This window comes from Exiguobacterium sp. s192 (assembly GCF_018618795.1).
Lineage (GTDB): Bacteria > Bacillota > Bacilli > Exiguobacteriales > Exiguobacteriaceae > Exiguobacterium_A > Exiguobacterium_A undae.
In genome coordinates this window covers 43,208-63,419 of sequence record NZ_JACSMS010000001.1, presented here as the reverse complement: position 1 = coordinate 63,419, position 20,212 = coordinate 43,208, and the positions used below count along the sequence as shown (strand labels likewise).

The following is a 20,212-nucleotide window of genomic DNA, read 5'->3' as shown; positions in this document are numbered from 1 at the left end:
GTGTTTTTGGTATAGGTGAATCACTGTGATACCGTTTGCGGGTGTAGATTCGTTCTCATTTGAAAACGTTGTTGCTTCAGTTCGATGATATGATCTGCTGCACGTGCGACTTCGGCTGAATGGGTGACGGTAATGACACAGCGATTCGACTCATGAGCCAACCGTTGAAACAACTGAATGATGTCAGCCGCTGTTTTCTCATCAAGCGCACCTGTCGGCTCATCGGCAAGAATAATCGGGGCTTCCGTCGCTAACGCCCGAGCGATTGCCACCCGCTGCTGCTGTCCTCCACTCAGCTGGAGGACTTTTTTCTCGGCATGCGCTTCGTCTAATCCGACCTCGGCCAGCAACATCAACGCGTGACTCCGCTTCGACTTGACGCGTCTGCCGCTGATTTCCAGAGCAACGATGACATTATCGATCGCATTCATATACGTCAACAAATTGAAGGCTTGGAATACTGTCGCTGCATGCCGAGAGCGGTACGTCGTCAATCCGATTTTCCGCAAATTTCGTCCCTCATACTCAATCCGTCCTGCCGTTGGTGAATCGAGACCACTCAACAAACTGAGCGCTGTTGTTTTCCCCGAACCGGATTCTCCGAGAATGGCATAAAAATGACCGGCTTGGAATTCAATCGAGACTTCCTTTAAGATATGCTGAATCTGACTGCCGGATGTATAGGCATAGGACACTTCATTCATTTGTAAGATTGTCATTGGATTAATCCTCCCGTAGTAAAATTTCTTTTGGATTCATGCGGAGCAAAGCAATTGCTGGTAACAGAACAGACAGGAGAACGATGAGACTTCCGATTTCAGCCACTTGAATCAGCGTGGTCCAGTCAATTTTCGTTGTCATCTCCGTGATTTGCGGGATACTGTTCAACAGTTGTTGTCCCGGACCACCCGGACCTCCAAAGCCGGTTTGTGTCGCAACCGAACTCGCTGCTTCAGTCACTTCACGATTCAATAATTGATCCGTCATGAATTGTGATGTCATGCCGCCTGTTGCATACGTGATCAAAAATGCTACTGCTGCGATGGCAAACGTCTCGACCAATAATTGTCCTATCAATTTTGAACGTTTTTCACCCATCGCCAGTAAAATCCCCATCTCTTTTCGACGTTCCCGCACCGATAACAAAATCAAGAGTGCAAGGATCAATCCGCCCGCGATACTGACGAGATAGACGACTGATTTTGAGAAGGAAGCGACTTGTTCAATCGGACCGACCATTTTTTGATACGCTGCATCATTAGCATCCAATACGTACGTATCCCAATCCAGGTCGCTTGCCGCAAGTTCGGCTTCCTTTTTAAACGCCGCGATGCTCGCCGGATCGTTTAACGAATACACGGCACTCGATAGACTGACTTGACCGTCCTCCGTTGCGAACTGGGCTAATGTATCGTTGGCCACGTACATTTGATTCATCGCATCCATGAAGCCGGCAGCCCGGAATCCGGCATCTGACGTTGCTTCCGTCGATGTCGACAACCCGATGATGGTTAATTTCTGCGATTGTGCCGTTGTCGTTGCTGTTATTTTAATCGTATCCCCGACGTTCAACTCATTTTCCGCCGCCAAATTTTCATCGATGACAACACTGTTCTCCGGAGACTCTGCCGTCAGCGCTTCTCCATCCACCATTTTCAAAGTGCCCGCAGTATACGTAGCCAGAAGTTCCATACTCGTCACACCGTTCAGCGAAAAATCAGGTGTCGTCATTCCTTCCGGCAGCTCCACCGCCCCCGGTCCTTGTGAGTCGGACGTATCTGTCGCCTCACTCGTCACGGGATCGACAGTGCTCGAAGTCGCTGTTGTTTGCGAGACGTAATTGACCGATTTCACTTTACTGAGTTTCGCAATGGATTCAATTTCTTCTAAACTGATCGCTTGTTGCTCGGGTCGCCCCCGTTCACCGGACCCTTGACGTTCTTGCATCTGTTTTTGCCGGTCGACTTGAAGCGTAACTGTCGCCCCTAATTCCTTTCGTGCTTCTTCTCCCGCTGACTTCGCGGCATGTTGAATGGCAAATCCGGATAGAACCAGTGATCCGATGACCGATAAGATAATCAACAGAATCAACGTTTTCCCCTTTCGTGCCATGATGCTTTTTCCTGCCCGTTTTAAAAAATTCATCTGTCTGCCTCCTTTTATCTTCTGACTTCATCTTATCGAGCGGACCTGTAGACCACCTGTAGTCCGGCTGTATCTCAAACGAAGAAGACAAAAAAATAAAAAAACGGGATGACATGACTGTCATCCCGAAGGCTCGTTCTGGCTATTAAGCACGCAATTCGGCGTCAAACGTCGATTGGAGTGCTTCGACCACCTGTTGATGGGCTGTCGTGACTTCCTCATCCACCAGTGTCCGTTCTTTATTTTGATACCGTAATGAAAATGCAAATGATTTTTGATCTTCCCGAACGTTCTCGCCGGTGTAGACATCAAACAGTTCCACTCGTTGCAGAAGTGGTCCTGCTGCTTGAGTGATGACGGTTTCGACTTCACTCGCCGTTACCGAGCGGTCAAGGACAACCGCGACATCACGCGTCATCGACGGGAAGCGGGAAATTTCTTGATACACGAGTGCTTCTTTGGAATGGAGGGCCATCGCATCCACTTCGAATACATACACTTCTTTTAACCCGTACTCCTCTTTAGACAACCCAGGGTGGACTTGTCCGACAAACCCAATCGACTCGCCGTTCAGGAAGACGCGTGCCGTCCGACCCGGGTGCATCGACGGCATCTTGACCGATTCATACGTCAAGGACACGTCAAGTGCCTCAGCCAACGTCTCCACAATCCCTTTCATGACGAAGAAATCCGTTTTGACATGTGTTCCGTGGACACGATGTTGTTCGGCGAGACCAACCATGAGACCGGCTACCATTTCCTGTTCAAGCGGTAATGTTTCCAGTGAGGCATCGCGCTGGAGATAAACACTGCCGAGTTCGTAGTACGCAAGATCGGCGTGCTGACGCGCGACATTGTGTTGCGCGACTTCCAACAATCCTGGAATCAGAGATGTCCGTAATGTCGAACGGGCTTCGCTGATCGGCATTGCCAGTTTGACGGGATGCAAATCGTGTTGCTCGTTAAATTGCATCGCCCGTTGTTCACTCGTCAACGAATACGTAATGGCTTGTGACAATCCGGCACCTTGAAGGAGACGACGAATGTGTCGACGGTGTTGATTCCGTTTCGGTAAGAATCCACGGCTTGCTTCGCTTGGCAGGCTCGATGTTAAGGCATCGTATCCGTACAGGCGTGCAACTTCTTCCGCTAAGTCCGCCGGAATCATCAAATCTTGGCGGCGTGTCGGTACACTGACCGTCAACGCATCTGCCGATAGTTCAACACCAAGACCAAGGCGTTCGAGCAAGTCCTGCATGACCGTACCTTCGATTTCCATTCCCAGACGATGGTTGATGTATGAGACACTTGCTTCGATCAAATGATCCTCCAGTTGCAGAGCACCGGCTTGCGCTGTGCCGGCAAGGATCGTCCCGCCCGCTACTTCCGCAATCAATGTTGCGGCCCGATCAAGCGCCAGAAGGACGCGGCGTGGGTCGACGCCTTTTTCAAAGCGTGAACTTGAATCCGAACGCAGACCTAAGACACGGCTTGTTTTCCGAACGGAGATAGGAGCGAAATATGCCGATTCAAGGACGATCGATGTCGTCGTTGCATCAACTTCTGTATTCGCCCCGCCCATGACGCCTGCCAGTGCGACCGGACGCTCACCGTCTGTGATGACGAGCATCGATGGGTCGAGTGTCCGTTCCACTTCATCCAGTGTCTGGAACGTTTCGCCGGCAGTTGCTTGACGAACAACAATCTGGTTGCCGAGTTTTTGGGCATCAAAAGCATGGAGTGGTTGCCCTGTCTCCAGTAAAACAAAGTTCGTGATGTCGACGACATTGTTGATTGGACGAATGCCGTTGGCGATCAGACGATTTTTTAACCAGAGTGGCGATTCGGCAATGACGATGTCCCGAATTTCACGTGCTGCGTAAAACGAGCAGGCTTCCGAATCCAGTCGGACTTCGACAGCCGTAGTTTCCGATGCTTCCGTCACGTCGACCGTCGGGAAGACCGGTTTCGTATTCAAGATTCCCGCGACTTCGTGGGCGACGCCGTACATGCTGAGACAGTCCGAACGGTTTGGTGTCAGCCCGAGTTCCAGAATTTCATCATGCATCCCGAGCACTTCTAATACATCTTGACCCGGTTCGACGTTTTCACGGAATGTATGGATTCCGTCCTGCTCGTCTTCGCGGATGTATTTTTTTTCAAAGCCAAGTTCTTCGAGGGAACAAATCATGCCTTCCGAAACAACTCCACGCAGTTTCGCCCGCTTGATTTTGATTCCCGGAAGACGTGCGCCGACACGCGCTACGATGACATCCTGTCCGACATCGACATTCGGTGCCCCACAGACGATTTGAACCGGTTCTGCTTGGCCGATATCGACGGTCGTGACATTGAGTTTATCCGCTTCCGGATGTTTTTCTTTCGTCAGAACGCGACCGACGACGATATTGTTCAGTTCGGCGTCACGTACTTCGACCCCTTCGACTTCAATTCCACTTTTCGTAATCAAATCAGCGAGTTCCTGACCTGATGTTTGACGAACATCGACAAATTCCTGTAACCATTGTTTTGAGACTAACATCTGTTTTCCCCCTTAAAACTGTTCGCTGAAGCGAACGTCATTCGTATAGAAGTGGCGAATATCGTCGACGCCGTATTTCAACATGGCGATTCGTTCAATCCCCATCCCGAAGGCAAATCCAGACATTTTCGTACTATCGTATTCTGCCATTTCCAACACATGTGGATGAACCATTCCGGCTCCTAAAATTTCAATCCAACCTGTCTGTTTGCAGATATTACATCCTTTACCACCACATTTGAAGCAGGAGACATCGACTTCGACCGACGGTTCTGTGAACGGGAAGAAGCTTGGACGTAACCGAATCTCACGTGCTTCACCAAACATTTGTTTAACGAACGCTTCGAGCGTTCCTTTTAAATCAGCCATCGAGATGTCTTCACCGACGACAAGTCCTTCGACTTGCATGAACTGGTGTGAATGCGTCGCATCATCTTCATCCCGGCGGTAGACTTTACCCGGGCAGAGAATTCGAATCGGTTCTCCTTTTGAAGCGAGCATCGTCCGTGCTTGAACCGGCGACGTATGCGTCCGCATCAAGATTTCGTCCGTGATGTAAAATGAATCCTGCATATCACGTGCCGGATGATCCTTCGGCAGATTCAACATTTCGAAGTTAAATAAATCCTGTTCGACCTCGGGTCCTTCCGCAATCGTGTAACCGAGACCCACGAAGATATCTTCGATTTCATCCGTCACTTGTTGCAACAAATGCGCTTGTCCGACTTGTTTCGGTCGGCCCGGAAGCGTCACGTCAATCGCCTCAAGTGCTAATTTTGCATCCATCTCTTGTTGTTTGACGTCTACAAGACGTTGCTCGAGCTCCGTTTGGATCACTCCGCGCACGGCATTGGCAATCTCACCCACGACCGGACGTTCTTCAGCCGATAATTTACCCATCCCACGAAGGACTTCCGTAATCGGACCTTTTTTCCCAAGGTATTTGATCCGTACATCGTTCAATTCTTTTTGTGTACTTGCCTGATTTACGAGTTGCAGCGCTTCGTCACGAAGTGCTTCTAATTGTTCCCGCATGTTCATCACTCCTTTTCTCAAATAAAAAAATCGCCCCTTCGACATTATGCCGAAGGGACGATTCAATGTAATCGTGGTACCACCCTTGTTTGACCTGAATTCATCAAGTCCTCAAGTAGCGCGATAACGGGCGCTTCCCGTCACGATCTCTCGTGCGACTCCGGAGTGAATTCAGTCAGCGGATTCGTAAAGAAGCTTTCAGTCCAGGGCTTCTTCTCCCTAATCGAATCGTTTTCCAACCTACTCTGTTCCATCAACGTCTCATTATAATTGTTCTGCTGTCATTTACTTTAGCATGAACGGGTCAGTGATTCAATCCACGCTCGCAAAATGATACAGTAAAATTCCGGCTGCGACTGCTGCATTCAACGATTCCGCTTTTCCGCGAATCGGAATGTATGCCCGTCCATCACATTGATTGAGTAACTCAGGTGCAACCCCTTGTGCCTCGTTTCCGATGACCAGACCAATCGCCCCGATGTTGCCGACTTCCGTATACGGTTGCGCATCCCGCAGTGCCGTTCCTAAAATGAAGACACCCAGTTCATGTAAATCTTGAATAGCGTCTTCCAGTGACATCATGATGACCGGAAGATGGAAAATGGAGCCTTGTGTTGCCCGGAGGACTTTACTGTTGTAGACATCAACCGTTCCGTGTCCAACGATGACGCCATCAAATCCAGCAGCATCCGCTGTCCGGATCATCGTCCCGACGTTACCCGGATCCTGAAGGCGATCCAGCAAGAGATAACGACCACGCTCTAAGCGCTCCGTCTGCTCTTTCATTTCGCAAACCGCGAAAATCCCTTGTGTCGTTTCGGTTTCGGATAATACTTTCGCAACGGACTCGTCGATTGTGATCAAATCAGCCGCATTCTTTTTCCAAGAACCCGGTACTTGAACGTCTTCACGGACGATCAATTCCTTGATGATGCCGGCGCGGACCGCTTCTTCGACTAAATGTTCTCCTTCAATCAGAAAACGTTTGGTTTGCAAGCGTCCTTTTTTTGTTAAAAGTTTTTTCCATTGTTTGACGATCTCGTTTTTTGCGGAAGAAATATGTTTCATTGTTTACCCCTCATAAATCGCTTGAACCGTCTCTGCGTCTAAACGTTTTGTGACAGCGACGATCAAGTCGACAGCTGCCTCGAAATCTGCTTTATGCATGATTGAAACGTTGGTATGCAGGTACCGGATTGGAACAGTCAAGGCAAGTGAAGGTACCCCTGTATGCGACAGGTGGAATTTCGCTGCATCCGTTCCACCACCCGGTGTCAGATCCAATTGATATTTAATGTTTTCTTCTTTTGCGACAGTTGTTACGAAGTCAACCAATCCACGGTGTGCAATCATCGTTGCGTCAAAGATGATGACTTGAACACCTTCTCCGAGTTTCGACAACGCTTCCCGATCCGTCATACCCGGTGTATCACCCGGGATGCCCGTATCGACTGCAAAGGCAATCGTCGGTCGAATCAAGTTCGCAATCGTTTGAGCCCCACGTAATCCAACTTCTTCTTGGACGGTGGCACCGGCGAAAATCGTGTTCGGATGTCCCTCTTCTTTTAAACGTTTGATGGCTTCGATGGCAATCGCGCAACCTACCCGGTTATCCCACGCTTTTGCCATTAAAAAATTCTCATTTTTCATCACAGTAAATTCGCAATGCGGAACAACCGTATCTCCCGGTCGAATCCCCCAACCTTCTACCTCTTCTTTTGAAGTGGCACCGATATCGATGAACATGTCTTTGATATCAACTGGTTTATTGCGCGCTTCCGGTGGTAAAACATGAGGCGGCTTCGCACCGATGACACCCGGAATGACTTCGCCAGATGACGTAACAATGTTCATACGCTGTGCGAGAAGAACTTGTCCCCACCAACCACCGAGCGGTTGAAAACGAAGAAACCCTTTCTCATCAATCTTCGTGACCATGAATCCAACTTCGTCCATATGACCGGCAATCAGAATCCGTGGTGCATCTTCTCCTGCCCCTTGATGTTCAGCAAACAAACTTCCTAATCCATCTTGGTGAAAGGCTTCTGCGTGCGGCTCCAGATATTCCCGCATCAATTGACGGACTTCTTTCTCATTCCCTGGAACACCCGTTGCGTCTGTAAGACGTTTCAGCATATGTAATTGTTCGTTCATCTGATTTCCTCCTCAGTAACCGTTGTCTTGGCGAACGTGATTCGCCTCGTTTTTTGCGACATAAGCCTTGAAAATCATTTCTTGTGTAAATCCAAGTGTAGCACCTAATGCTAAGTAGGCACCAATTAAAACCTCATAGCTTTGCTCTGTTCGCGAAATCGCAAACACATTTGTTTTATTGTAGACATCCAAGAAGGCATCTGTTGCCGTCAAGTAATAATCTCCTTCGACAAAAGCGTTTTTACGATAATCCAACGAAAGCCCTAGCGAAAGCAGAAAATGGACACCGTCCACATATTCTTCGAGAATCGTGACTTGAGCGGATGGTCCTTTTGTCGACCAGAATTTAAAACAACGCGTTTCATTCGCAAGCTCACCAAGCTCCACTAACAGCGCCAGCAAACGTTCATCAAATTGATTTCCCGTCAAATTGTGTTCTGACTGAATCCGTTTATCCAATTGTTCCTGCATTTCAAAAAGTGTCAACCAGTCCATCTTAATTCTCCTTTTACTCTAAAAAAATTACCATAGCGTGCAAAAATGTGCTTTTTTATTTTACCATGAATCCAAAAAAATCGTCGGAGAATTAAATTCCCCGACGAATTGTTGAACTTAAGCGTTCAATTTTGCTTTTGCTGTGTCAGCAAGTGAAGCAAATGCAGTTGCATCTGTAACTGCGAGGTCAGCAAGCATCTTACGGTTAACGTCGATACCTGCAAGTTTGAGACCATGCATCATGCGGCTGTAAGAAAGACCGTTGATACGTGCAGCCGCATTGATCCGAGTGATCCAGAGGCGACGGAAGTCACGTTTCTTTTGACGACGGTCACGATAAGCATACATGAGAGATTTCATGACCTGCTGTTTTGCAACCTTGAAGAGTGTATGTTTCGAGCCGTAGTAGCCCTTAGCTAATTTGAGTTGTTTTTTACGACGTTGACGAGTCGTATATCCGCCTTTTACGCGTGGCATATAAATTCCCTCCTAAATCTGTGTACGATTGGGTAAATTACTTAGCGATCATGTGACGGATACGTTTAAAGTCACCCGATGATACCATGCTAGCTTTACGTAATTTACGTTTCGCTTTAGTTGATTTGTTACCGAATAAGTGGCTTGTGTAAGCACGACCACGTTTCAATTTACCTGAAGCAGTACGTTTGAAACGCTTAGAAGCACCGCGGTGCGATTTCATTTTAGGCATGAGAGATTCCCTCCTACTTCGATTCGATTAGTCTTCTTTCTTTGGAGCAAGCACTAAGAACATGCTGCGTCCTTCCATCTTCGGTCTCTGTTCAATGACACCGAACTCGCTCAATTCTGTAGCGAGACGTTCGAGGACACGTCTACCGATTTCTGAGTGAGTGATGGCACGTCCACGGAAACGAATACTCGCTTTCACTTTGTTGCCATTCTCTAAGAACTTCTTCGCATTACGGAATTTCGTTTGGAAGTCATTCTCCTCGATCGTCGGGCTGAGACGAACTTCTTTCATCTGAATCACTTTCTGATTCTTCCGAGTTTCTTTGTCCTTTTTTTGTAACTCAAAACGGTATTTACCGTAGTCCATGATTTTGCATACAGGCGGCGTCGCTTGTGGTGCGACCATGACGAGGTCAAGGTCAGCTTCCTCAGCTAAACGTAACGCTTCCGTACGCGACTGGACTCCAAGTTGAGCACCATCCGCTCCGATAAGACGAACTTCTCGAGCGCGAATGCCTTCATTGATTAACAGATCTTTGCTAATGGTTAGCACCTCCATCGTGCAGAGCACGAAAAATGAATGATATAAAACGCTATAAAAAAAGCGTCGGCAGTTTTTCCCGCCCACACTCATAACCTATACAATAATCAGAGAACACTCTATCATCGCATATCATCATGATGGACCAGCACAGTTTACTATGCGTGGTGAGAAGCGGGATGCTTCTGCTTTGTTGTCATTTCACTTTGCTATCATAGCACTTGTTTTCCCTCGATGTCAAGCCGCTATATCTGTTCAACAGAACGTTGCTCAGTTACTTGATTATAATAGCAATCCTGTTCACGTTTAGCAAGAAGTTTCTAACTGACATACGCGGGGTATTTAAAAAAAGTATCGTTAACTTTTCAGAATTTGCAGAGCATTATTCTTTATTTAGAATAATTATTGTTTTATAATCAATGTAATCTTATACATAAGGGGGAATTATAAACATGAGTGAAAAACGATTAACAACGAATCAAGGTGTCCCGATCGGTGATAACCAGAACTCACGAACAGCTGGACGTCGTGGACCTACATTATTGGAAGATTATCAACTGATTGAAAAGATGGCGCACTTTGACCGGGAACGTGTTCCTGAGCGTGTCGTTCACGCCCGCGGTTTTGGCGCGCACGGTGTATTCACAGTGAAAAACTCCATGAAAAAATATACAAAAGCGGCATTCCTTCAAAATGAAGGAACAGAAGTACCGGTATTCGCTCGTTTCTCGACCGTCATCCATGGTACACATTCTCCGGAAACATTACGCGATCCACGCGGCTTCTCTGTCAAGTTCTATACAGAAGAAGGAAACTGGGATTTCGTCGGCAATAACTTACCGGTCTTCTTCATTCGTGATGCAATGAAGTTCCCGGATATGGTTCACTCTTTAAAACCAGATCCACGGACAAACATCCAAGATCCGGATCGTTACTGGGATTTCATGACGTTACGCCCGGAATCAACAAACATGTTGATGCACCTGTTTACAGATGAAGGAATTCCGGCAAGCTACCGTAAGATGCGCGGTTCTTCCGTCCATGCCTTCAAATGGGTGAATGCGCACGGAAACACGGTTTACGTTAAATTACGTTGGGTTCCGAAAATCGGCGTCCATAACCTCTCTGCGGACCAAGCAACAGAAGTACAAGGAAAAGACTTTAATCACGCTTCGAACGATACGTTCCAAGCCATTGAAGACGGCGAGTTCCCAGAGTGGGATCTTTTCGTACAGGTCCTTGACCCTGCCGATGTTGATAACTTCGACTTTGATCCGCTCGATGCAACAAAAGATTGGTTCGAAGATGTCATCCCATTCCAACATGTCGGAACGATGACGCTAAACAAAAACGTCGATAACTACTTTGCTGAAACAGAGTCAGTCGGCTTTAACCCGGGTGTTCTGATTCCAGGAATGTTGCCGTCAGAAGATAAGTTGCTCCAAGGACGTCTCTTCTCGTATTCAGACACGCAGCGTTACCGTATTGGAACGAACTACCAACAGTTGCCGATCAACTGTCCGTTCGCGCAAGTCAATAACTATCAACGTGACGGTGCGATGCCTGTCGGACAACAAACGAGTCCGGTCAACTATGAGCCGAACCGTTATCAGGACGAGCCGAAACAAACACCTGAATACACGGAAGAAAACCAACCGTTGTATGATGATATTCACGGACGTCTTGAAATCGAAAAAACAAATAACTTCGGACAAGCCGGTGAAGTTTACCGTCGCTTAACAGAAGAAGAACAAACAGCTCTTCTCAACAACCTCGTGGATGACCTAAAACAAGTCCGCCATGAAAATACCGTCTTGCTTGCGATTTGCAACTTCTACCGGGCAGATGAATCACTCGGTAAAAAATTATCGGAAGCTTTGCAAGTCGACATTCAACCATTCTTGCAACAGATGCAAAAATAATCATTCAAAAAAGTCTATTCCGCAAAGGAATAGGCTTTTTTTATGGAACAAAATTAAACCGTTCCGATGTCTCTGCTGAAAACGTGCCTAACTTCGAAAACAAAACAACTTGATTCACTCCGACCTCATTCACCTCGTTCTGGCGAAAACTCAATTTTTCTTTATCCGTAAATCGGTTGTAAATCGGCTTAAATCCATAATTGACGTGGGGTTGAAATTGAATCGCCCGGTCTGCATTTTCCAGTCGATTTTGTTTGATGTTGCCACCAACTATCCCGCGCCCTAAAATAGCGATTGCTTTTCCGTCTGATCGACGGACGTTACGAATCGTGTTGGATTGAACAACAGGCTGGCTCCAATTCATCATCGAAATCGCATGGTCCTTCGTGCCGTCAATCACATTGTTCAGGATGCGGACAGCGGTATGCGGACGATCTTGCGAATATTGATGCGTCCCGATGGCTACATTAATGTGAGTGAAGCGGTTGTTGCGAATCGTAATGTCGTGATTCGGCGTCCGGTCTTGTGCCGACCACTTCCATTGAAAGCCTTTTGTAACCGGATCCGGCGTATCCAAGTTAATTGATTCATTTGGACCCGTCCCAGCCAGCATCTTCGCATCGACGAAATGCATATCTTCGATGAGTGCCGTTTTCGTCGCATCCAGTTCAATGGCGTGTGATCCGTACTGATTTCGAATCGTAATTCCTCCGAGATACAAGTTTTCGTTGTGCGCAATCGCAAACGCCGAGCCGCGTGGGAAATGATTCAAATCAATTTGAGCATTCCCTTGCCCAATGATCTTGATGTTTTTTGAACCACTATATTTTCCGACTGTTGTATTCAACCGCAAAACAGAAGGTGGCACGAAATCGAAAATACTTGTCGTTGCCTGAATCTTTGATGTGCCGGTCTCATTCGTTTTCTTGAGGATGACCCCATTTTCCAGGATGATCGTCGTATTGGAAGGAATTCCAACACGTAACGGGGACAGATAAGTGCCTTTTGACAAGACTAATGTTCCGCCGCCCTCTTTTTCGATTCTTTCGAGATAGGACCGTAACGTATAATGATTTTTTGTTTTGGCATTGTACGTCGAATAGCTTCGTAATACGGGATCAATCGGCTCGGTTTGTGGTGTGATCCGGTAACTTTTCATACTCTTGGCATGTTCCGGATGCGGCACAAGTAAAAAAACGAGCAGCAGACAAATTCCAAAAACCAGTCCTTTTTTCATGTTTTCGACTCCCCTCCTTACATCTGTTATCGGTATCGGGAGATCAACTCTGTAGCCCACAAAAAAAGGGAATGGCTGATGCGCCATTCCCTTTTCCGTTAGTTCATCTGTTATTTTGAACGGTTTGCAATTTCTTGTTCTAAATCGAGGACAAACTGTTCAAGTGAAGCATTACTTGAATCTTTTGAACCGTAACGGCGGATGTTGACTTCGCGCGCTTCAATCTCTTTATCACCGAGGACCAGCATGACCGGAACTTTATTGACTTGTGCTTCCCGAATCCGGTAGCCGAGTTTTTCGTCACGGAAGTCCGTTTCGACACGGATTCCTTTTTTCAAGAGCATTGCTTTGATTTCACGTGCGTAGTCTTCATGCACGCTCGAAACCGGAATCAGCTTGACTTGAACCGGTGCGAGCCACGTCGGGAAGGCCCCTTTGTACTCTTCGATCAAGTAAGCCACAAACCGTTCCATCGTCGAAACGACACCACGGTGCAAGACGACAGGACGATGATCTTGTCCATCGTTTCCTTTGTATGTCAGCTCAAAACGTTCCGGCAAGAGGAAGTCGAGTTGGACAGTCGACAATGTTTCGTCTTTACCGAGTGCTGTGCGGACCTGCACGTCAAGCTTTGGTCCGTAGAACGCGGCTTCGCCTTCCGCTTCGAAGTACGGTAGCTCCAGCTCATCCATTGTTTCTTTTAACTCACGTTGCGCCATTTCCCAAATCGCATCGTTGTCGAAGTATTTTTCTTTATCGGCTGGATCACGATACGACAGGCGGAACTTATAGTCGGTAATTCCAAAGTCCGCGTACACTTCTTGAATCAAGTGGACGATGGCTTTGAATTCTTCCTTCATTTGGTCCGGACGAACAAACGTATGCCCATCGTTCAGGACCATGTAACGAACGCGTTGGAGACCCGTCAAGGCACCCGACATTTCATAACGGTGCATCCCGCCGAGTTCTGCGACACGGAGCGGCAAATCACGGTATGACCGCGGTTCATTTTTATAAATCATCATGTGGTGCGGACAGTTCATCGGACGCAGGACCAACTCTTCATTGTCCATCTCCATTTTCGGGAACATATCATCTTGATAGTGGTCCCAGTGTCCAGACGTTTTATACAGTTCAACGGAACCGAGAACTGGTGTGTAGACATGCTCGTAACCGAGTTCGAGTTCCTTGTCGACGATATAACGCTCGACCGTCCGGCGGATGGCCGCCCCTTTAGGTAACCACATCGGCAACCCTTGACCGACATCTTGGGATGTGAAGAACAAATCCAGTTCTTTCCCCAGTTTCCGGTGGTCACGTTCTTTTGCTTCTGCCAGGAAATGCAGGTGTTGTTTCAACTGGTCTTTATTGGCCCACGCTGTTCCGTAAATCCGTTGCAGCATCTTGTTTTTAGAATCACCGCGCCAGTATGCGCCGGCAATGCTCATCAATTTAAAGACTTGCAGCTTGGCTGTCGCCGGTACGTGTGGTCCACGGCATAAGTCGAAGAACTCCCCTTGACGGTAGAATGTTAAATCTTGATCCGCTGGAATCGATTCAATCAGTTCGATTTTGAGAGGATCGTTTAATTCTTGATAGACCGCTAAGGCTTCATCACGCGAGACGACTTCCCGCTCGATTGGTAAGTTCTCACCGGCAATCTTATTCATCATTTTTTCGATTTCCGGAAGATCTTCTTCTGTCAGACGACGTTCCATATCGATGTCATAATAAAAGCCATTTTCAATTGTCGGTCCGATGCCAAGGTGAATCGTTTCATCCGGGTAAAGACGTTTGATTGCCTGTGCCATCAAATGTGCCGATGAATGGCGAATCAAATCGAGTCCTTCTTCCGAATCCGGCATGACGAGTTCAATTGAACCATCTTCTTCGATTGGACGACGGTAATCGATCACTTGTCCGTTTAATTTAGCAGCAAATGCTTTTTTTCGTAATCCTGGACTAATGGACGCGGCAACTTCTTCAGCTGTTGTTCCGGCGGCAAACTCTTTTACCGCACCATCTGGAAATGTAAGTGCAATGTTTGACATGACTGCTTCCCCCTTGAAATAAAATAAAAAAGACCCATCCCTCAAAAAGGGACGAGTCTCAATCTCGTGGTACCACCCTCGTTCCCGAACATGTTTCCATGCACCGGCTCGAACACGCGATAACGGGCGTGACACGCAAACGGATTAGCCCCGCTTGAGCTATGAGGGAGTAAAGAAATGAACGGATTCCATGAGAAGCTTTCACCATCCTTCTCTCGCTTGTTTGGACCATTTCATTTTTCGTGTCCTCAATCGTAGCTGACATCTATACAGATTGTGTCCTTAGTATAGCCAAAAACAAACTTCTTTGACAAGAGAAATTAATAGCGCCGGCGGTTTTCTCCTAAAAATTCAATCGGATTCGTCGTCGTCCGGATCCGCTCCATCAAGCGCATCGCTTTTAATTTATCCCCTTGATCGTTCGTAATTCCAAAATGCAACTCCAGTTCATCGTACGATAAATTCGAACTGAACAAGGTCGGCAACCGGTGCATCATCCGGTATTGCAGGATGATTCCGAATAATTCATCGCGTACCCACGGGCTGATCGACTCCGCTCCGATGTCATCAATCAGCAGGACCGGAACGGTTTGAAAACTTTCCAAAAAGGTATCAAAACTGTCCGTCCGGATCCGGCGTTTTGCTTCCGAGACGAAACCGGGCGCATGGACCAAGATGGTCGCGACGCGTTCCTTCTTCAAGGCATTACCGATGGCGGCGAGCAAATAGGTTTTTCCGACACCAAAACTGCCGTGCAAATATAACCCTTTTGTCTGTTGCTTTGAACGGGTTGCGTTTAAAAACTGAGAAGCGGCACGTAAGGCCAGTTTCCGGTCCGTCGTCGTCAAGTCAAAATCACTGAAATTCGCATCCCGGACTTCATCCGGTAAAAAGAGACTCTTGAACTTCTTTTCAAGCGCCCGTTCGTTTTCAAGATCCCGCAAGGCCTGTGTTTTTTCGTAGGCGACCATGATTTGTCCTTTTTCTAAATGCAGGACAGGCTGATAGCCTTCAATGACCGCTTTTTTTTCAATGATTTGATTGCCATGCATCTGCTCGGCGTATTCGTTTAACTTCAACATGCCCCGTTCAATCGTCCGTTGATCGATTTCCGGATGGGTCCTTAGAAACATGATGACACCGGGATGGGATAACACACGCTCATGAATCGCGCGGACGGATGCCGCCACATCTGGCCGGTTCAAGATCTTTTCAATCGAGGATTGGATATGTTCCATCTCACTACTCCTTTATTTGCCCTTCAGCTCCCGCAGAATCCGTTCCATCTCTTCATCATCTGGTACTTCGGCTTCAAAGCTGGCTTTTTTGGTTGCTTCATATTGTTGTTGTTTTTCTTTCTCTTCTTGTAACCATTTTGGATTCGGACCGGCTGCATTCGGACGACCGCGTCGTCCGCCTACGGTCTGACGGGAACGTTCTTGTTTCTGGTCTTGTTTTTTCGAAATCAATTCGTCCTGCTCTTTTGTTTTCGCCAAAGCTTCGGCTGCCGTCACGTATCCTTTTTGTTTCCAATCATCGACGATGGAGAGAAGGAAGTTTTTACTGAAGCGGTTGTCCTTTTTGATGACCAATGCGTAATAGTAAGCGGCATTGACGATGCCAGAAGACATTTCGTAATCAATGATCAACTGTTGAATCAACTCTTCGTCGCGTTCCGATAACGCTTTGACTTTCCGAAGTTTAGCGACGTAATGTTTCGGATGTGTTCCTTCCATTGTTTCCGTTTCGCTCAGCTCCCCGACTTCTACTTCTTCGAGCACCGCGACCTTGGCTTTCTTTTCCCGACTTAACTTTTGTTTGGCAGACAACATCATCTGTTTACAACGCTCTTGTTTTTCACTGTCGGTCATCGGCAGGTATGCTTCATGCCGGAAACGCGCGTTCAGGAGTTCCGCCATTAACGCTTCATTCGATTGTGTGACGTACGCCAGTTTCAACAACAGATGATCAATCGATTTTGTATAAAAACTGCGTGGCAGGAAACGATCGGTTTGACGTTTCATTTCTTCGAGATCAAAAGAATAATCAAATTCGTACGCTGCCCGTTCTTGTTTGGCATAGGATTTTGGTTGATGTGCGGAAGCTAATCCTGCTTTGACATCGAAGACTTGATCAAAACGAACGGTCCGATCGACGACGTTTTTTGGTAAGGGATCGGTCCGGAATCGGTTTTGTAAGGCACGGAACCGTATTTCACCCACTCGATAAAACAGTAAGCTTGATAACACCCCATCATTCAAAAACGTATTCGGTGCTAACGGGACACGAATTTGATAGACATACCGATACGCTGCTTGTTTTGCTTCGAATGTCCGGATCAGACCAATGCCCTCGAGCTTAAACAATTCATCTTTAAACTCATCGACGGAAAATCCGAGGAGCGTACCCAGTTCAGCGTGCGAGATGTATTGGGATTTTGTTTTCCCGGGAATCATCTCACTCCAAAATGTCTGATAGAGACCAAGTGCCTTCACACCGATGATTGGTTGATATAAATAATACAGGGACTGATAGGCTTCCCGGTCGACGACACCATTACTCATGATCAAGCAAAGGTCCGTTCCTGATAATTCACGTTCCATCATTTGATTCGTCCCTTCTTTCCTGAGAAAAAGAGAGGTGCGTTCTGAACAGACAGACGACCTCTCCTTCATTAGGTTTGATTTTCGCGTTCGTTGTCTTGGTGACGTTCCATCAATTCAGATAACTCTTGGAAAAAGACATTGATGTCTTTAAATTGTTTATAGACGCTCGCAAACCGGACATACGCCACTTCATCGACTGAAGCGAGTTCATTCAACACCAGTCGCCCGACCTGTTCGCTTGGAATTTCATGTTGTGCGGTCGCACGCAACGTTTTTTCGACGCGGCTGACCACCGTTTCCAACTGTTCGATTGAAATCGGTCGTTTCTCACAAGCCCGGACCAGTCCGCGCAGAATCTTATCTCGATTGAATTCGTCACGTGTCCCGTCTTTTTTCACGATGATGAGCGGTGTCTGTTCCACCATCTCAAACGTCGTAAAACGATAGCCACAGGATTCACATTCACGTCGTCTTCGAATCGATCCGAAATCTTGAACCGGTCTCGAATCTAACACTTTTGTGCCGTTATAGTTGCAGGCTGGACAACGCATGTCGTACCTCCATTCACGTAATTTCTCTTGTACCGATCATCTTCAAGCGATAAGTCGCATCAAGCTCTTGATAAATCGCATCGATCCATTTCTCAAGATCCGGACCTAATAACCCGTCGCGGTGTAAAAAAAGATCAACCGCCGTTCGACCTGATCCGACCATGATGACTGTCGCCAGTCCATCCAGTCCTGACGCACTGAAGGCCAATTCCCCTCGCCCTTGATCAATCCGTTTGACCGTTCCCTCTTGGCGTGTAATCGCCGTCTCAAGACCCGTAAACAACATCTCTGCTGTCGCTGCATAATAATGGGTCCGTAATTTTTCGTTTTTATGTGTGTCCGACGTTTCCAGCTGTTTTTGTAATCGTTCCTTCAGTCCCATTCGTCATCACCTTTTTCTGTTTTCTTCTACTATTAAGAATAACAGACGTCAGACATATTAAAAAGCCCTCGCCATGAAGACGAGGGCTTGTTCATTCGTGTTTTTGTCAGTTAACGTGCTGAACCGTAGCAGCTGGAACTTCAACAGGTCCCATACCACGTGGAATTTCGACATTTTCACGGATTTTCGCATCGAGTCCGTCAGCGATATAATGCGCTGCGATAGCTGGATCGATCCGATCGCCACATGTAAATACATCAACCGATGCATATCCATGTTCTGGGAAACTGTGAATCGTCAAATGCGATTCAGAGATAATGACGACGCCGCTGACGCCGTGTGGAGCAAACTTATGGAACGCGACTTCGCGAACTTCCGCACCTGCTTGAAGTGCTGCATCAACAAAAAGACGTTCTACAAATTCCATGTCGTTCAATTTTTCAGGATTACAATCCCAAAGTTCTGCAATAATGTGTCTTCCCATAGTATCCATTTGTGGATCCCCCCTACATTCAATGGTCTTCAAAGTATAGTCATGATCACTTACTTTGCGCCTGAGTCGTTCGCACCCACGGGGGAAAGTTAGTCCAGAGAGGTCCTAACCCTTTAAGCTGCGATTGCCAGACCGATTGAAGTTCACGATTTGAATTATAGCGAGTATCAAAAAGATACACAAGGATAAATTTCAAATTTTAATATATTTCTATCAAAAAAACGCTCTACAGACTGGTGTAGAGCGTTTTTATCGATATTTTTTTATTTTAACTCGAGTTGTTTTTCTGTCACATTTGTCGCTTCGATATGGGCACCAACCAGGTGGACAAGATCGACGACGCGACATGAATAGCCCCATTCGTTATCGTACCAGGCCAGCACTTTCACATGCCGTCCGCCCATCACCATCGTCGACAGCCCGTCCACGACGGTCGAACGTTCTTCCCCGTTAAAGTCGATTGACACAAGCGGCTCCATCGTCAGACCGAGGATGCCGTCAAGCGCCCCGTCCGCCGCCTTGACGAATGCTTCGTTGACTTCCGCGACCGTCGTATCACGACTCACTTCGACGACAAGATCGACGAGCGACACGTTTGGTGTCGGGACACGCAACGCAAGACCGTTTAACTTCCCTTCCAAATGCGGCAAGACAAGCGAAATTGCTTTGGCTGCTCCTGTCGATGTCGGAATGATGGATGAACCGCAGGCACGTGCGCGACGCAAGTCCTTATGTGGATTATCGATGTTATTTTGATCATTCGTAAAGGCATGTACTGTTGTCACGAGACCGGTCTCAATCCCGAATGCCCGGTCAATGACCTGAACGACTGGTGCAAGGCAGTTCGTCGTACAAGAAGCGTTCGAAATGATGTCATCCGTCTCATGATCGTACATGTCGTCATTGACTCCCATGACGATTGTTCGTAACTCTCCTTTTGCCGGTGCTGTAATGACGACTTTTTTTGCGCCGGCAATCAAGTGTTTCCCCGCACCCGATTTCGAATTAAATTTCCCGGTCGCTTCGACGACGATATCAATCCCAAGTTCCCCCCACGGTAACCGTTCCGGATCGCGCTCACTGACGATTTGGATTTGGCGACCGTTGACCATCAACGCCCCATCCAGAATCTCGACCGGATAAGCAAATTTTCCATGGACCGTATCATACTTGATTAGATGTGCCAGTGTCTCCACTGGATAACTCGCATTGATGGCGACGACCTCGCTTTTCCCCTCAGCGATGAGGCGCCGGAATACCATTCGACCAATTCGACCAAAACCATTAACTGCCACCTTGACTCCCATTTGCGGATCCCCCTTCAATGTGACGGATGTTGCTCCGTTTACA

The 20,212-nt window shown here is 47.3% G+C and carries 19 protein-coding genes; 1 reads left to right on the top strand and 18 read right to left on the bottom strand.

Annotated elements, in window-relative coordinates; translation table 11 throughout:
- Positions 1–20 precede the first annotated feature (20 nt).
- The 10 genes from KNP87_RS00280 to infC all read right to left on the bottom strand — a co-directional run bounded on the left by KNP87_RS00280 (position 21) and on the right by infC (position 9,638).
- Complete coding sequence (locus KNP87_RS00280; RefSeq protein ID WP_214720534.1) at positions 21–719, bottom strand: ABC transporter ATP-binding protein; 699 nt, start codon at positions 717–719, stop codon at positions 21–23.
- A gap of 4 nt (positions 720–723) precedes the next feature.
- On the bottom strand, positions 724–2,145 hold the full coding sequence (locus KNP87_RS00275) for an FtsX-like permease family protein (RefSeq protein WP_214720533.1): 1,422 nt from the start codon (positions 2,143–2,145) through the stop codon (positions 724–726).
- A gap of 145 nt (positions 2,146–2,290) precedes the next feature.
- Positions 2,291–4,687, bottom strand: coding sequence for a phenylalanine--tRNA ligase subunit beta (gene pheT, locus KNP87_RS00270; protein WP_214720532.1), 2,397 nt, complete (start codon positions 4,685–4,687; stop codon positions 2,291–2,293).
- A gap of 12 nt (positions 4,688–4,699) precedes the next feature.
- Complete coding sequence (gene pheS / locus KNP87_RS00265; protein ID WP_026832360.1) at positions 4,700–5,722, bottom strand: phenylalanine--tRNA ligase subunit alpha; 1,023 nt, start codon at positions 5,720–5,722, stop codon at positions 4,700–4,702.
- A gap of 312 nt (positions 5,723–6,034) precedes the next feature.
- Positions 6,035–6,790, bottom strand: coding sequence for a TrmH family RNA methyltransferase (locus tag KNP87_RS00260; RefSeq protein ID WP_026832359.1), 756 nt, complete (start codon positions 6,788–6,790; stop codon positions 6,035–6,037).
- A gap of 3 nt (positions 6,791–6,793) precedes the next feature.
- On the bottom strand, positions 6,794–7,876 hold the full coding sequence (locus tag KNP87_RS00255) for a M42 family metallopeptidase (RefSeq protein WP_026832358.1): 1,083 nt from the start codon (positions 7,874–7,876) through the stop codon (positions 6,794–6,796).
- Between the two features lie 12 nt (positions 7,877–7,888).
- A complete protein-coding gene (locus KNP87_RS00250; protein WP_026832357.1) occupies positions 7,889–8,371 on the bottom strand; it encodes a dUTP diphosphatase in 483 nt (160 codons plus the stop codon).
- Positions 8,372–8,488: 117 nt separating this feature from the next.
- A complete protein-coding gene (gene rplT / locus KNP87_RS00245) occupies positions 8,489–8,848 on the bottom strand; it encodes a 50S ribosomal protein L20 (RefSeq protein ID WP_012371057.1) in 360 nt (119 codons plus the stop codon).
- A gap of 37 nt (positions 8,849–8,885) precedes the next feature.
- Positions 8,886–9,080, bottom strand: a complete 195-nt coding sequence (rpmI, locus tag KNP87_RS00240) for a 50S ribosomal protein L35 (protein WP_012371058.1) — start codon at positions 9,078–9,080, stop codon at positions 8,886–8,888.
- Positions 9,081–9,107: 27 nt separating this feature from the next.
- Entirely contained in the window at positions 9,108–9,638 is a 531-nt protein-coding gene (infC, locus tag KNP87_RS00235; RefSeq protein WP_012371059.1) for a translation initiation factor IF-3, read from the bottom strand.
- Positions 9,639–10,072: 434 nt separating this feature from the next.
- Between infC and KNP87_RS00230 the strand changes: the two genes are divergently transcribed.
- Positions 10,073–11,542, top strand: a complete 1,470-nt coding sequence (locus KNP87_RS00230; RefSeq protein WP_214720531.1) for a catalase — start codon at positions 10,073–10,075, stop codon at positions 11,540–11,542.
- 40 nt (positions 11,543–11,582) lie between these two features.
- On the opposite strand, the gene KNP87_RS00225 is transcribed toward KNP87_RS00230, so the two are convergent.
- From KNP87_RS00225 to KNP87_RS00190, 8 genes are all read right to left on the bottom strand, one after another.
- Positions 11,583–12,779 (bottom strand): glycoside hydrolase family protein, encoded by a 1,197-nt coding sequence (locus tag KNP87_RS00225; protein WP_214720530.1) that lies wholly within the window; start codon positions 12,777–12,779, stop codon positions 11,583–11,585.
- A 110-nt stretch (positions 12,780–12,889) separates the two neighbouring features.
- A complete protein-coding gene (gene thrS / locus KNP87_RS00220; protein ID WP_026832354.1) occupies positions 12,890–14,830 on the bottom strand; it encodes a threonine--tRNA ligase in 1,941 nt (646 codons plus the stop codon).
- Positions 14,831–15,150: 320 nt separating this feature from the next.
- Positions 15,151–16,068: a primosomal protein DnaI gene (dnaI, locus tag KNP87_RS00215; protein WP_214720529.1), complete on the bottom strand. Its 918-nt coding sequence runs from the start codon at positions 16,066–16,068 to the stop codon at positions 15,151–15,153.
- Between the two features lie 12 nt (positions 16,069–16,080).
- A complete protein-coding gene (locus KNP87_RS00210) occupies positions 16,081–17,433 on the bottom strand; it encodes a replication initiation and membrane attachment family protein (protein WP_251135364.1) in 1,353 nt (450 codons plus the stop codon).
- Positions 17,434–17,504: 71 nt separating this feature from the next.
- Positions 17,505–17,987, bottom strand: coding sequence for a transcriptional regulator NrdR (gene nrdR / locus KNP87_RS00205; protein ID WP_026827755.1), 483 nt, complete (start codon positions 17,985–17,987; stop codon positions 17,505–17,507).
- A 13-nt stretch (positions 17,988–18,000) separates the two neighbouring features.
- Positions 18,001–18,369, bottom strand: coding sequence for a hypothetical protein (locus tag KNP87_RS00200; RefSeq protein ID WP_214720527.1), 369 nt, complete (start codon positions 18,367–18,369; stop codon positions 18,001–18,003).
- A gap of 106 nt (positions 18,370–18,475) precedes the next feature.
- Positions 18,476–18,862: an adenosylmethionine decarboxylase gene (speD, locus tag KNP87_RS00195; protein WP_026827753.1), complete on the bottom strand. Its 387-nt coding sequence runs from the start codon at positions 18,860–18,862 to the stop codon at positions 18,476–18,478.
- Positions 18,863–19,125: 263 nt separating this feature from the next.
- Positions 19,126–20,169 carry a glyceraldehyde-3-phosphate dehydrogenase gene (locus tag KNP87_RS00190; protein WP_026832350.1) on the bottom strand — a complete coding sequence of 348 codons (1,044 nt, stop codon included), beginning with the start codon at positions 20,167–20,169 and terminating at the stop codon, positions 19,126–19,128.
- Positions 20,170–20,212 lie beyond the last annotated feature (43 nt).

Excerpts from the sequence above, each read along its gene's own strand:
- KNP87_RS00275 (WP_214720533.1), bottom strand. The coding sequence starts at position 2,145 with ATGAATTTTTTAAAACGGGCAGGAAAAAGCATCATGGCACGAAAGGGG.
- infC (WP_012371059.1), bottom strand. The coding sequence starts at position 9,638 with ATGGAGGTGCTAACCATTAGCAAAGATCTGTTAATCAATGAAGGCATT.
- rplT (WP_012371057.1), bottom strand. The coding sequence starts at position 8,848 with ATGCCACGCGTAAAAGGCGGATATACGACTCGTCAACGTCGTAAAAAA.
- KNP87_RS00260 (WP_026832359.1), bottom strand. The coding sequence starts at position 6,790 with ATGAAACATATTTCTTCCGCAAAAAACGAGATCGTCAAACAATGGAAA.
- speD (WP_026827753.1), bottom strand. The coding sequence starts at position 18,862 with ATGGATACTATGGGAAGACACATTATTGCAGAACTTTGGGATTGTAAT.
- thrS (WP_026832354.1), bottom strand. The coding sequence starts at position 14,830 with ATGTCAAACATTGCACTTACATTTCCAGATGGTGCGGTAAAAGAGTTT.
- KNP87_RS00210 (WP_251135364.1), bottom strand. The coding sequence starts at position 17,433 with ATGGAACGTGAATTATCAGGAACGGACCTTTGCTTGATCATGAGTAAT.
- KNP87_RS00230 (WP_214720531.1), top strand. The coding sequence starts at position 10,073 with ATGAGTGAAAAACGATTAACAACGAATCAAGGTGTCCCGATCGGTGAT.
- KNP87_RS00255 (WP_026832358.1), bottom strand. The coding sequence starts at position 7,876 with ATGAACGAACAATTACATATGCTGAAACGTCTTACAGACGCAACGGGT.
- KNP87_RS00190 (WP_026832350.1), bottom strand. The coding sequence starts at position 20,169 with ATGGGAGTCAAGGTGGCAGTTAATGGTTTTGGTCGAATTGGTCGAATG.
- KNP87_RS00225 (WP_214720530.1), bottom strand. The coding sequence starts at position 12,779 with ATGAAAAAAGGACTGGTTTTTGGAATTTGTCTGCTGCTCGTTTTTTTA.
- pheT (WP_214720532.1), bottom strand. The coding sequence starts at position 4,687 with ATGTTAGTCTCAAAACAATGGTTACAGGAATTTGTCGATGTTCGTCAA.
- nrdR (WP_026827755.1), bottom strand. The coding sequence starts at position 17,987 with ATGCGTTGTCCAGCCTGCAACTATAACGGCACAAAAGTGTTAGATTCG.
- KNP87_RS00200 (WP_214720527.1), bottom strand. The coding sequence starts at position 18,369 with ATGGGACTGAAGGAACGATTACAAAAACAGCTGGAAACGTCGGACACA.
- KNP87_RS00250 (WP_026832357.1), bottom strand. The coding sequence starts at position 8,371 with ATGGACTGGTTGACACTTTTTGAAATGCAGGAACAATTGGATAAACGG.
- rpmI (WP_012371058.1), bottom strand. The coding sequence starts at position 9,080 with ATGCCTAAAATGAAATCGCACCGCGGTGCTTCTAAGCGTTTCAAACGT.
- pheS (WP_026832360.1), bottom strand. The coding sequence starts at position 5,722 with ATGCGGGAACAATTAGAAGCACTTCGTGACGAAGCGCTGCAACTCGTA.
- dnaI (WP_214720529.1), bottom strand. The coding sequence starts at position 16,068 with ATGGAACATATCCAATCCTCGATTGAAAAGATCTTGAACCGGCCAGAT.
- KNP87_RS00280 (WP_214720534.1), bottom strand. The coding sequence starts at position 719 with ATGACAATCTTACAAATGAATGAAGTGTCCTATGCCTATACATCCGGC.